This is a genomic window from Dokdonia pacifica, assembly GCF_900188275.1.
Classification (GTDB): domain Bacteria; phylum Bacteroidota; class Bacteroidia; order Flavobacteriales; family Flavobacteriaceae; genus Dokdonia; species Dokdonia pacifica.
The window spans coordinates 161,295-173,506 of sequence record NZ_FZNY01000001.1; the positions used below are offsets into that span (position 1 = coordinate 161,295).

12 protein-coding genes are annotated in these 12,212 nt (G+C 34.8%); 7 read left to right on the forward strand and 5 right to left on the reverse strand.

What is annotated here, in order from left to right; translation table 11 throughout:
* Positions 1 to 63: 63 nt before the first annotated feature.
* Positions 64 to 2,676: an alanine--tRNA ligase gene (gene alaS, locus CHB80_RS00760; RefSeq protein ID WP_089369530.1), complete on the reverse strand. Its 2,613-nt coding sequence runs from the start codon at positions 2,674 to 2,676 to the stop codon at positions 64 to 66.
* Positions 2,677 to 2,793: 117 nt separating this feature from the next.
* On the opposite strand from alaS, the gene CHB80_RS00765 reads away from it, so the two are divergent.
* Positions 2,794 to 3,768, forward strand: coding sequence for a M23 family metallopeptidase (locus CHB80_RS00765; protein ID WP_089369531.1), 975 nt, complete (start codon positions 2,794 to 2,796; stop codon positions 3,766 to 3,768).
* A gap of 4 nt (positions 3,769 to 3,772) precedes the next feature.
* Entirely contained in the window at positions 3,773 to 4,102 is a 330-nt protein-coding gene (locus tag CHB80_RS00770) for a MerR family transcriptional regulator (protein WP_089369532.1), read from the forward strand.
* Here CHB80_RS00770 and CHB80_RS00775 read toward each other — a convergent pair.
* Complete coding sequence (locus CHB80_RS00775; protein WP_089369533.1) at positions 4,086 to 4,295, reverse strand: hypothetical protein; 210 nt, start codon at positions 4,293 to 4,295, stop codon at positions 4,086 to 4,088. The genes CHB80_RS00770 and CHB80_RS00775 overlap by 17 nt on opposite strands.
* A 147-nt stretch (positions 4,296 to 4,442) precedes the next feature.
* On the opposite strand from CHB80_RS00775, the gene CHB80_RS00780 reads away from it, so the two are divergent.
* The 3 genes from CHB80_RS00780 to CHB80_RS00790 are packed head-to-tail and all read left to right on the forward strand — an operon-like array spanning position 4,443 to position 6,307.
* Complete coding sequence (locus CHB80_RS00780) at positions 4,443 to 5,027, forward strand: LemA family protein (protein ID WP_089369534.1); 585 nt, start codon at positions 4,443 to 4,445, stop codon at positions 5,025 to 5,027.
* Complete coding sequence (locus CHB80_RS00785; RefSeq protein WP_089369535.1) at positions 5,028 to 5,468, forward strand: TPM domain-containing protein; 441 nt, start codon at positions 5,028 to 5,030, stop codon at positions 5,466 to 5,468.
* Positions 5,468 to 6,307, forward strand: a complete 840-nt coding sequence (locus CHB80_RS00790; protein ID WP_089369536.1) for a TPM domain-containing protein — start codon at positions 5,468 to 5,470, stop codon at positions 6,305 to 6,307. The genes CHB80_RS00785 and CHB80_RS00790 overlap by 1 nt, the downstream gene beginning before the upstream one ends.
* 619 nt (positions 6,308 to 6,926) lie before the next feature.
* On the opposite strand, the gene CHB80_RS00795 is transcribed toward CHB80_RS00790, so the two are convergent.
* The gene (locus CHB80_RS00795) at positions 6,927 to 7,640 is read right to left on the reverse strand and encodes a LytR/AlgR family response regulator transcription factor (protein ID WP_089369537.1); all 714 of its coding nucleotides are present in this window, start codon (positions 7,638 to 7,640) and stop codon (positions 6,927 to 6,929) included.
* Entirely contained in the window at positions 7,637 to 8,707 is a 1,071-nt protein-coding gene (locus CHB80_RS00800; RefSeq protein ID WP_089369538.1) for a sensor histidine kinase, read from the reverse strand. Before CHB80_RS00800 ends, CHB80_RS00795 begins: the two co-directional genes overlap by 4 nt.
* Positions 8,708 to 8,912: 205 nt before the next feature.
* On the opposite strand from CHB80_RS00800, the gene CHB80_RS00805 reads away from it, so the two are divergent.
* Positions 8,913 to 10,388 carry an alpha/beta hydrolase gene (locus CHB80_RS00805; RefSeq protein WP_179218054.1) on the forward strand — a complete coding sequence of 492 codons (1,476 nt, stop codon included), beginning with the start codon at positions 8,913 to 8,915 and terminating at the stop codon, positions 10,386 to 10,388.
* A gap of 177 nt (positions 10,389 to 10,565) precedes the next feature.
* Positions 10,566 to 11,513: an MBL fold metallo-hydrolase gene (locus CHB80_RS00810; protein ID WP_089369540.1), complete on the forward strand. Its 948-nt coding sequence runs from the start codon at positions 10,566 to 10,568 to the stop codon at positions 11,511 to 11,513.
* A 115-nt stretch (positions 11,514 to 11,628) separates the two neighbouring features.
* Here the strand turns inward: CHB80_RS00810 and CHB80_RS00815 are convergent, their stop codons facing one another.
* Complete coding sequence (locus tag CHB80_RS00815) at positions 11,629 to 12,204, reverse strand: hypothetical protein (protein WP_089369541.1); 576 nt, start codon at positions 12,202 to 12,204, stop codon at positions 11,629 to 11,631.
* Positions 12,205 to 12,212: the final 8 nt, after the last annotated feature.

Genomic DNA, 12,212 nt, shown 5'->3' on the forward strand with positions numbered 1-12,212 from the left:
TCTACTAATTATAATTTTGAATAAGCTTTTGCGTCTTCGCGTCTTTGCGAGACAATTAAGTCGTTAGTTCAAAAAACTCTTAGCAGCCTCCAGAGCGGCATCTATCCCTGCTAGATTTTTACCTCCTGCTGTTGCAAAGAAAGGTTGTCCTCCACCGCCTCCTTGGATGTGCTTTCCGAGTTCGCGTACTACTTGTCCAGCATTCAAGTCTTTACTAGCTACTAGTTCTTTGGAAATATAACAGCTCAACAATGCTTTGCCATTTTGTTCGGTTCCGAAAAGTAGAAAAACATCATTTCTATTCTGACCTAACTTAAAAGCCAAATCTTTGATAGCGCCCGCATCTAAATCTACTTTCTTTGCTAAAAATTGAACACCATTGATTTCTTCATATTCTTTTTCAAGATCTCCACTTAAACTTTGCGCTTTCTCTTTTATAAGTGCTTCTACTTGTTTTTTAAGTGCTGCATTTTCATCTAGTAAGCTCGTAATTGCTTTTACAGGATCTTGTGCATTCTTAAGTGTTGCTTTTACTTTATTATAAGCCTCCGTTTCAGAAGTAAAATACTCTTTTGCCGCATCATTAGTAATCGCTTCTATACGACGTATTCCCGATGCAACAGCACCTTCTGAAGTGATTTTAAAATGCCAAATATCACCTGTACTTTGTACATGTGTTCCTCCACAAAGTTCCATAGATTTTCCAAAACGAATTGCTCTTACCGCATCTCCATATTTTTCTCCAAACAATGCAATAGCTCCTTCTTTGATCGCTTGATCATAGGCAATACCACGTTGCTCTTCTAATGGCAAACTTTCACGTATACGAGCATTCACAAAATTTTCTACAGCTTTCAATTCTTCACTAGTTACTTTTGAGAAATGTGAAAAATCAAAACGAAGATTACGGCTATGCACCATACTTCCTTTTTGCTCTACATGTGTTCCTAGTACTTTACGCAATCCTTGATGCAATAAATGTGTTGCCGTATGATTTGCAGACGTACGGAAACGTTGCTTCTCATCTACAATAGCTTTAAATGTCCCTTCTGTAGATCTTGGAAGGTTCTTTGCTAAATGTATAATAAGATTATTTTCTTTTTTTGTGTCTATAATATACACTACTTCTCCATTAGGAACTTCCAAATATCCTTTATCACCTACTTGCCCTCCACCTTCTGGATAGAAAGGAGTCAAGTTAAAGACCAATTGATAAACTTCCCCATCCTTTTTACTTTCTGTCTTTCTATAACGAGTGATTTTCACATTAGCCTCTAAGGTGTCATACCCTATAAATTCTTCTTCTGAATCATCTATCAATACTGTCCAATCTCCAGTTTCTACAAGGGAAGCATTTCTAGAACGTTTTTTTTGTTCATCCAGAAGAACATCAAATCTTTCCTTATCATATTTCAATCCTTGCTCACTAAGAATAAGTCCTGTAAGATCATCAGGAAAACCATAGGTATCATATAATTCAAAAACTTTATCTCCAGAAATTATATCTCCAGTTGTTTTTGCAACCATATTGTCTAGCAAAATCAATCCTTGATCTAATGTTCGTAAGAAAGAATGTTCTTCTTCTCTAATCACATTGACAATTAAGTTTTTCTCTCGCTTCAATTCTGGGAAAGCCTCCCCCATTTGCTTGACGAGCGTATTCACCAACTTATAAATAAAAGGTTCTTTAGTATTTAAAAAAGTATATCCATATCTAATAGCTCTACGTAAAATACGACGTATGACATATCCTGCTGTGTTACTGCTAGGCAATTGACCATCTGCAATCGAGAAAGCAACCGCTCTTAAGTGATCTGCTACCACACGCACAGCCACATCTGTTTCTTCCTTATGACCGCATTTAAAAGAAGTAATGGTTTCTATTTCGCGCATTAATGGTGTAAAGACATCGGTATCATAATTAGACTGCACTCCTTGTAACACCATACAAAGACGTTCAAACCCCATTCCTGTATCTACGTGTTGTGCAGGTAATTTTTCTAATGATCCATCTGCCATACGATTAAACTGCATAAAAACAAGATTCCATACTTCAATAACTAATGGATGATCTTGATTTACTAAGGATTTACCGTCTACTTTAGCCTTTTCTTCTTCAGATCGGATATCTACATGTATCTCACTACAAGGTCCACAAGGCCCTTGCGCTCCCATCTCCCAGAAGTTATCTTTTTTATTTCCATTTAGAATACGATCTTCTGAAATATGATTTCTCCATAGATCATACGCATCTTGATCACGATCTAGTCCATCGGCTTTATCGCCTTCAAAAATGGTTACATAGAGGCTGTTCTTATCTATATTATAGACTTCTGTTAATAATTCCCAGGCCCAATCAATAGCTTCCTTTTTGAAATAATCTCCAAAACTCCAATTCCCTAACATCTCAAACATGGTATGATGGTAGGTATCTTTCCCTACTTCTTCCAGGTCATTATGTTTTCCAGAAACACGCAAGCATTTTTGACTATCTGTAAGACGTGTGTTTTTAGGAGTCCCATTGCCTAAAAAGTATTCTTTAAACGGGACCATCCCTGCATTTGTAAACATGAGTGTAGGGTCATCCTTTAACACCATAGGCGCAGAGGGTACTATATCATGTTTTTTTGATTCAAAAAACGCTAGGAATTTGGCACGTATTTCTTGAGATTTCATAGAAGTAATCGTATCGAATAATTATTTTTATCTTTGATCGTTTTGATGAGTGAAGTACGCTTTCGCGAAAGCGAACAAACCATCTTTAACATCTGGCAAAAATACACATTTTAACTTATGTCTAAGGTAAAATATTACTATGATAGTGATACGCTTTCTTATCGAAAAGTAGAGCGTAAAAAAGGACGCACCATAGGTTTTGTCCTGTTATTTATTACAGCTTCTGTACTTATGGGGCTTATTTTATTAATTGCCATATCTAATTCTGGAATAGACACTCCAAAAGAGCGTAGACTAGAACGCGAAAACGCAAACCTTGTATTACAACTCTCTATCCTAGAATCTAAAATGGATCTTGCCAGTAATGTTTTAGAGAATATACAGGATCGTGACAACGAGATTTATAGAATTTTACTAGATGCAAATCCTATTCCTAATGAAGTACGTAAAGCAGGATTTGGAGGTATAAACCGTTATGAAAACTTAAAAGGATATGATAATTCGGCTATGATTATTGAAAGTCATAAGCGTATGGATCAAATCACAAAACAGTTAGATATTCAGTCTAAATCTCTTGATGAGATAGCACGCCTTTCTGCCGATAAAGAAAAATTATTGGCTGCCATTCCTGCTATACAACCTGTGAGTAATGAAGATTTAACGCGTATGGCTTCTGGTTTTGGATACCGTACAGATCCTTTTACAAAAGCACGTAAGAAACATTGGGGGATGGATTTTACAGCACCAAGAGGAACGCCTGTATATGCTTCTGGGGATGGCACTGTTTCTAGAGCTGATGCTACTGCTTCTGGGTATGGAAAGCATATCCGAATCACTCATGGATATGGCTATGAGAGTTTATATGCACATTTAAATGCATACAATGTACGTAAAGGACAAAAAGTAAAACGTGGAGATCTCATTGGTTTTGTGGGAAGTACGGGTCGTTCTGAAGCGCCGCATTTACACTATGAAATTTTTAAAGAAGGAGAACGTATCAATCCTATCCATTTTTATTATGGAAAACTTTCTCCTGCCGAATTTGATGAGTTATTAAAACAATCTCAACAAGAAAATCAATCGTTAGATTAATCGTATGCATGTAAACCTTCCAGAAAAATTATACTATGGTATTGGAGAAGTCTCCAAAGCTTTTGGTGTGAATGCTTCTTTAATACGTTTCTGGGAGAAGGAATTTGATGTATTACAACCTAAAAAAAATGCTAAAGGCAATCGCAAGTTTACACCACAAGACATTAAAAATCTTGAATTGATTTATCACCTTGTAAAGGAGCGAGGTTTTACACTAGAAGGTGCTAAAATTCATCTTAAAGAAGGTAAAAAAGAAACGCTCAGTAATTTTGATATTATTAGAAAATTGGAGCATGTAAAAGCACAATTAATAGAGCTTAAAAAAAATCTTTAGTTTTTTCTTCCTCTACAGGGCATGCTGTTGTTTTTGGATCAACTACTTTATATATTCCTAGATACACTAAAGAAAGGCTTGCTATAAACGATGCTATATTTGTAGTAACTTCATTATGAATCACTGCAAGGTAGATAGAGGACATCATTCCTAAGACACCTATCGTTACTAATATATACTTTGTTGTTCTCATCATCGATTGTTTTATGTACTTCATAGGTACACAAGAACTTCGTTTTGTTACAGAACCAAAAAAATAAGATTTTCTTAACTTGCACTATCTCTTGAATAATCCAAAGGGATTCTGTAACAAAAACCAACAAACACAAACTAACTAGATATGAAGAAAGGATTAATAATTATCGGTGTTCTACTTATTGTAGGATTATTCATAGGATCATCCTACAATAGTCTTGTTGACTTAGATGAAAATGTAAAATCAAAATGGGGTAATGTCGAAAGCTCATACCAACGTCGCGCAGATTTGATTCCAAATATTGTAAACACAGCTCAAGCATATGCAAAGTTTGAAAAAGAGACTTTCATAGAAGTAACAGAAGCGCGTTCTAAAGCCACTTCAATTACCATAGACCCATCTAATATTACACCTGAACAATTACAACAATTTCAGCAAGCGCAGCAAGGACTCACCTCTGCATTATCTAGACTAATAGCCACTTTTGAAAGGTATCCAGATTTAAAAGCAAATCAAAACTTCAAAGAGTTGATTAATGAATTGTCACGTACAGAAAATAGAATTGATGTAGACAGAAAAAGATTTATAGAAAGCTCTGAAAATCTAAATGCCGCTATTCGAAAATTTCCAAAAAATATAATAGCAGGTATTTTTGGATTTGAAAAACGAGATTATTTTGAAGCTGACGAAGGTGCAGATAAAGCACCTGTCGTTCCTAACTCTATATAAATGGCTTCAACGGTAGAAGATTTTCTTACGCAGGCAGAAGAACAAGAGATTGTTGCAGCTATACGAAGTGCAGAAAGTAACACTTCTGGCGAGATACGTGTACATCTAGAACGGCATACTGATCTTGATCCGTTTACACGTGCTAAAGAAATCTTCCATATCCTAAAGATGGATAATACCAAAGAAGAAAATGGCGTCCTTATTTACATTGCTGTAGATGACCATAAATTTGTGATTTGTGGTGATCGCGGGATAGATAAAAAAGTACCTGATAACTTTTGGAAGGCTACAAGAGATACCATGAGTGCTCATTTTAAAGAAGGGCGTTTTAAAGAAGGTATTATCCAAGGCATTCAAGATGCAGGAGAACGCCTAAGTTCTTATTTTCCTTGGCAACACGGAGATATTAACGAACTTCCTGATGAGATTACTACAAGTTAATGATTGATACACTTGCTACATATAAAGGAGTGCATATACGTTTTCGCGAAAGCGTATACATGATATTTATTCTTCTTTTTTTAGGCAATGGTGTGGTTCATGCGCAATTTGATATTCCTGCTAAACCTTCTTCAAAGACAGAACAAAGAGCAGTATACGATTATAAAAAACAGCTCAATTCGTATCAATTCAATACACTAAATCAAAAACTGATTCGCTATAGTGATACCACCTCCACACAAATTGTAATTGCAATTATAGACTCTTCAAACGGTGAAGATCTTTCATTACTGGGAGCGCAATGGGGACAAAAATGGGGTATTGGCCAAGCAGATGAAGATAACGGAATTCTTATCCTATTAGCTATTAATGATCGAAAAGTAGATATTAATACGGGCTATGGCATCGAATCTATTATTTCTGATCGTGATGCAGAGCGTATTATTAATAGAACCATGATACCTGCATTTAAAAAAGGAGATTTCTATGGGGGTCTTGATGCAGCAACCAATGAGATGATTGCACGCCTTGAAGGTAATTTTACAGGCACTCGGAAAGATAACAATTCCTTTCCTACGGGTCCTGTCATAGCGTTTGTTTTCTTTGTGGTTATCCTTATTATTTTAAGTAGAAAGAACCATCGTGGCGGTGGTCGTGGTGGCCGCAGACGGGTAGCAGAATCTCTTTTGGATGTTATTATCTTAAGTAATATGGGACGCGGTACTTTTGGGAGCGGCGGTGGCTTCGGAAGTGGTGGAAGTTTTGGCGGAGGCGGTGGCTTTGGTGGCGGCTTCGGAGGCGGTGGCTTCGGAGGAGGCGGTGCTTCTGGAGGATGGTAATCAAAGTAGGAAGTTTGAAGTACGAACGACGAAGTTTATAACCTTATCAAGATAAGCCGAGAATTGGTGTGGTTGTTTACAGCTTTTTGTAACTTTTTATTTTACAAAAAGAAGTAAACTTTCCGTTACTCATCTAATGAAAATGGTAATCAAAGTAGGAAGTTTGAAGTACGAACGACGAAGTTTATAACCTTATCAAGATAAGCCGACAATTGGTGTGGTTGTTTACAGCTTTTTGTAACTTTTCATTTTACAAAAAGAAGTAAACTTTCCGTTACTCATATTAGGAAAATGGTAATCAAAGTAGGAAGTTTGAAGTACGAACGACGAAGTTTATAACCTTATCAAGATAAGCCGACAATTGGTGTGGTTGTTTACAGCTTTTTGTAACTTTTCATTTTACAAAAAGAAGTAAACTTTCCGTTACTCATATTAGGAAAATGGTAATCAAAGTAGAAAGTTTGAAGTACGAACGACGAAGTTTATAACCTTATCAAGATAAGCCAAGAATTGGTGTGGTTGTTTACAGCTTTTTGTAACTTTTTATTTTACAAAAAGAAGTAAACTTTCCGTTACTCATATTAGGAAATGCCATAGGTAATACACAACCACATATCAATTATGATTGTAGCTTTTTAATAACTTCTTTTTTATATGAAATGCCTATTGGGATTTCTATCTCTCCAATCTCAATATCCTGCATCGTATAACTAGTTATTTTATTTGTATTTACCATATAAGAACGATGTGTTCTCATAAAATAAGAAGGAACTTTCTGTTCAAAAACACTGATTTTTTCTTTGGTGGATATACTTTCTTTCTCCAGATGTATCCGTACATAATCTTTGATACTTTCTACATATAACACCTCTTTAAAAACAACCTTAACGTATTTTCTATTGGTATTTACATAGATATGATCGTCTTCAGTAACCGTCGTTGAGAGTGTTTCTTTTTGAATGATAGGATCTCCTACTTTATCAAAGTATTTTGTAATTGATTTAAAAAAACGATCCATGGTGATGGGTTTTAATAAATAATCAATGACATCAAGCTCATAGCTTTCTACAGCATATTCACGATAGGCTGTTGTAAAAATAATAGCTGGTGGATTTTGAAGAGATTTTACAAATTGAATTCCCGATAATCCTGGCATTTGTATATCTAAAAAAATAATATCAACCGGAGTGTTTTTTACAATTTCAAAGGCTTCTATTGCATTCCAACAAGTAGCTACCAGTTCTAATTGTGCAAATTGCCGAATATGTCCTTCCAAAAGTTCAATGGCCAATGGTTCATCATCTACCACAATACATTTTGTTTTTTTACTCATAATTGGATGGTCAAGTTAACCTCATAGGAATTTGGTGTTTCTATACAATGCCATTCATGACGATTAGGATAAATGAGCTCTAATTGTCTTTTTACATTGGTCTCCCCTATTCCTTTTTTGTATCCCATTTCGTCTACTTGAGGGATTTCTGGTTTTGTATTATACACTCTAATATACGATACGTTTTCTTTTACTTCTATAGAGATTCTTACTTCGGGTTGTTGTATGGATCCGCTTACTCCATGCTTGAATGCATTTTCAACAATAGAAATTAAAATTAAAGGAGCCATTTGCGCTATCTCATTATCAAGATGATGTTCAAATTTTAAATGTAATCGTTCTCCATATCGCAGTTTCTCTAAATCTAAATAATGTTGCAAAAGTGTAATCTCTTTACTTATCAAAACCCTATCTTCTTTACATTGATATAGCATATAATCTAGCATTTCTGAAAGTTTGGCTACTACATCTGGAGCATGATCTGATTTTTTAAGTGTTAATGCGTAGAGATTATTGAGTGTATTAAACAAGAAATGTGGATGAATTTGTGCTTTTAAAAAGTTAAGCTCGGCATCTATTTTTTCTTTTTCTAAACGCGACACTTTTCTTTTTTCAGCACTTCTCGACCTCATCATTTTAATAAAAATAAAAGGAATAGTTACAGAATAGACCCTTCCTATATATCCTAAAATAGTTTCATCATAATATTGAATAATTTCCCATATGGGTTCTTTGTATCCTTCTTCTCCTGCTAATCGTTCTGCTATCTGAACATTATTGAAACGATACAACACACAAAACAACACCGTACTTAATAAAAAGTAAAGAACAAATTGAAAGTACTTTTCTTTCTGAAAATACTTTGGAATCAAATAATAGGCTAGAAAATAGGTTGCTTGCATTTTAGTAGGTAAACCCACTACTCTATAGATTAAGGAATTCATAGCTTCCGACATGCTCCTATCTGCAATAATAGGTGCTAGAAACAATACACACATCCAAAATAACACATGTAATGCGATTCTATTTTGTAATAGTTTGTCTAAAAATTGAAGTGATTTTCCCATAATTAAATGAAAAATAGAAAAAAATCAAATCAATTATAACATAGGTCGATCAATACGCAATAACAACTCCTCAATTTCAGGTAGCACCCTATGAATTGTATTTAACCTCTTTTATGTAGTATATAAACTACTTGACTAAACACTCATCTTCTTTTTAAAAATGGAGTTCATACAGCGAGTACATTGCTCAAAAATTAAACACATCATGAAATCACAACTTATCTTTCTCTTATGTTTTAGTATTGCAATACAGCACTTATTTGCACAAAAACTAGAAATCACACCCACTACATTTACTAGTAAATCTGGAAAAGAAGTTACTGCAGAAGTAGGAACTATAGCAGTACCTGAAAATCGTAAAAATCCAAATGCTGCAATGATCCCTATTCATTTTATAAAGCTAAAGAGTACAAATCCAAATGGCAAAACACCTACTTTTTATCTAGAAGGAGGTCCAGGTTCTAGCTGTACATGGCAAGCGAGTAATCCAGCATATTTAGAAAATTGGTTGCCGTATCTAGAATTAGGGGATGTTGTTTTGGTAGACCAAAGAGGAACGGGTGCCGAAACCGAACGTACTTTATTTATATGGCAAAAAGAGCTTCCAAAAAACCTTTTTGTACATGCAGAAGATGCACAAAAGCATTTTAACAATATGTCTCAAGAAGCTTTAAAAGTCTATAAAGATAGGGGTGTAGATTTACAAGGATACACGACTATTGAAAATGCAAACGACCTAGATGCACTTAGACAGGCATTAGGATATACTAAAATCTCATTATTTGGCTTTAGCTATGGTACACATTTAGGACAAACGTATATGAAATACTACCCTGATTCTGTAGAAAATGCTGTACTCATAGGCGTAGAAGGGTTTAATGATACTTTTAAATTACCATTAGCAATGGATATGCAACTACATAAAATCGCTTTACTTTCTAATAATGATCCTACCATAAATAAACAAGTGCCAGACCTTGTGGCATTGTATGAGAAAGTCATCCGTAAAATCAAAGAAAAACCAGTCGAATTAGAAATAACCTCAGCACTTACAGGAGCACCTTTAAAAGTACGCGTAGGCTCATATGGGTTGAATGTCATATTACGCATAGATATTGGTGATGCTAGCGATATTCCTGTACTGCCTAGACTTTTATATAGTATAGATCAAGGGGATTATTCTTTATTACAATGGTTTGTTCAAAAAAGACATCAACGGGTATATGGCATACACGGAATGGCTATTACCATGGATGCCGCTTCTGGAGCATCTCCAAGTAGACTAGCTCGTATTGAGGCAGAAAACAAAAAGAGCCTTTTTAAGAATGTAATCAATCCTTCTAATGTAAAAAACTGGCCAATACCAGATTTAGGGGAAGATTTCAGAACTCCTTTAGCAACAGATATTCGTACGCTATTTTTAAGCGGAACATTAGATTTTAATACGCCTCCTTATCAAGCAGAGCAAGTGCGATGGGGATATTCAAATAGCCAACATATTATCGTGCAAAATGCAGGACATGAACAAATAGTATATCATCCCGAAGCTCAAGAAACTATTCTACGCTTTCTGAAAGGAGAGACTGTAAATGATGTTACCATGTCATATCCACCTATACAGTTTATTCCACTTACAGGAACTTCGGAAGATCTCTGGCATCCTTCGTTAGGAGATGAATAAAAGGTATTAAATCACTCCTTGAATCTTAAAAGGCATAGTGCAGTATCTATGCCTTTCTATTTTTAAAATTAATTGAAATGTTACTGAGTACGCTTTCGCGAAAGCGTATACAACCTTCTACTTGTTAAAATTAGTTATCATTGCACTTCTAAATAATTGTATTCATAAAAGTCAGGTATGTTTATTCCAGAAGTTAAAAGTCAAAAAGACGAAGATATATGCATCTTAATCCGTGTTGAAAATCACTCCTATAATTATATCTGTGAATGTGGTGAAGCAAAATCACTTACAGTAAAAGAATGTCAGAATACAAAGGCTATTTTTATTAGTCATACACATATAGATCATTTTGTGAATTTTGATACTATATTACGTCATCAAATAGGAGGAAAACAACGGGTTATTATTTGTGGACCAACCGATATCACAAAACAGGTACAAAGCAGAATACAAAGTTATTGTTGGAATCTCATCACAGAAGATGCAATCATCTATGAAGTAAGAGAAATTCAACCTAATGGAATCATCAAAAGAGCTGAATTAACTCCTCCATTCTGGGAAATTACTCCTTTAGAAAATATACATGGCCCGAATGTATTTGACAATGATTTATTTGAGGTAAACTATACCATTTTAGATCATAAAACTGATACCATTGCGTATCTATTTAAAGGGAGAGACACTACTAAAATAGATCTTCAAAATAGTGATTTTAAGGGTGGAAAATGGGTGAAAGATTTAAAAACAGCCTTTGAAACAAATGACCTTACTTATGAAATAATCATTGACAACACTACCTATAAGGCTTCTGATTTATTTCATCTAATTAATGTGAAAAAAGGAAAGAGATTAGGCATTATTATGGATCATGCTGCATCTACAGCAAATCATAAAAATATCTTAGACACATTTACAAATGCAGATCAAGTTTTTATAGAAAGCTTTTATAAAGTAGCCGATAAAGAAGGGGCTATTGCCAATTATCATAGTTATTCTTCTGAATCTGGAAGAATTATGAAAGCATGTAATGTTAAAGATGCTATTCCTGTACATTTTTCAAGAAAATACAATGAAATAGACATCGATGAGCTGCTACAAGAGTTTGAGAGTGCCTATAAAGGATAAATAGAAGTACTTAATAACTGTGCATATATCGTTATTAATACAACATTAAAAATGGGTATTACAATAGCGATTGCACCAACTATCATAACACCCATACATATCATCATGCTTAACTTTAATTAGTTCTTACTTTACGGCAACGAATCTTCCAAGTAGGGTATGAAAATGTTTCTGTTGTATTTACCCACTCGCCTAGCCAATGAAATCCATCTTTGGTAATCTCACTAAATGTAATACGAAAATATCCATCGGTGCCATTAGGTGCTTTTTGCTTATTATACAAAACAATACTATCCCCTCGTTTTCCACCTTTCCAAGTAGAAAGTCTTGTAGTAGGAGCCTTATTAGAATAGTAATGCACATACCAACTACTGCTATCTGCTATATATTGCCTAATACTTCCTGAATGACTCCCATCTGGCTTCAAGGTTTCATCTTGTACAGCCGTACCATTCATGATATATTTATAGCGCCAAATTATTTCTTCCGGATCTGCCCAACTTTGATCTGGGTTTCTTGTAGTAGACTCACAAGCGCATTCTCCAATTAAGAATTCATAATCTAGTAGTTCTTTAGGAGCATCTGGATGAGGGCGTCCAAATGGGTAGGCTTCAGATACATCATTAGCATATTCCTGTGCAAAGAATTGTGTAGATATAGTTATAGATATAAGGAATAGTATATATTTCATAGTTCGTT

Excerpts from the sequence above, each read along its gene's own strand:
- CHB80_RS00780 (WP_089369534.1), top strand. The coding sequence starts at position 4,443 with ATGAAGAAAGGATTAATAATTATCGGTGTTCTACTTATTGTAGGATTA.
- CHB80_RS00765 (WP_089369531.1), top strand. The coding sequence starts at position 2,794 with ATGTCTAAGGTAAAATATTACTATGATAGTGATACGCTTTCTTATCGA.
- CHB80_RS00790 (WP_089369536.1), top strand. The coding sequence starts at position 5,468 with ATGATTGATACACTTGCTACATATAAAGGAGTGCATATACGTTTTCGC.
- CHB80_RS00800 (WP_089369538.1), bottom strand. The coding sequence starts at position 8,707 with ATGGGAAAATCACTTCAATTTTTAGACAAACTATTACAAAATAGAATC.
- CHB80_RS00770 (WP_089369532.1), top strand. The coding sequence starts at position 3,773 with ATGCATGTAAACCTTCCAGAAAAATTATACTATGGTATTGGAGAAGTC.
- CHB80_RS00795 (WP_089369537.1), bottom strand. The coding sequence starts at position 7,640 with ATGAGTAAAAAAACAAAATGTATTGTGGTAGATGATGAACCATTGGCC.
- CHB80_RS00775 (WP_089369533.1), bottom strand. The coding sequence starts at position 4,295 with ATGAGAACAACAAAGTATATATTAGTAACGATAGGTGTCTTAGGAATG.
- CHB80_RS00815 (WP_089369541.1), bottom strand. The coding sequence starts at position 12,204 with ATGAAATATATACTATTCCTTATATCTATAACTATATCTACACAATTC.
- CHB80_RS00785 (WP_089369535.1), top strand. The coding sequence starts at position 5,028 with ATGGCTTCAACGGTAGAAGATTTTCTTACGCAGGCAGAAGAACAAGAG.
- alaS (WP_089369530.1), bottom strand. The coding sequence starts at position 2,676 with ATGAAATCTCAAGAAATACGTGCCAAATTCCTAGCGTTTTTTGAATCA.
- CHB80_RS00810 (WP_089369540.1), top strand. The coding sequence starts at position 10,566 with ATGTTTATTCCAGAAGTTAAAAGTCAAAAAGACGAAGATATATGCATC.
- CHB80_RS00805 (WP_179218054.1), top strand. The coding sequence starts at position 8,913 with ATGAAATCACAACTTATCTTTCTCTTATGTTTTAGTATTGCAATACAG.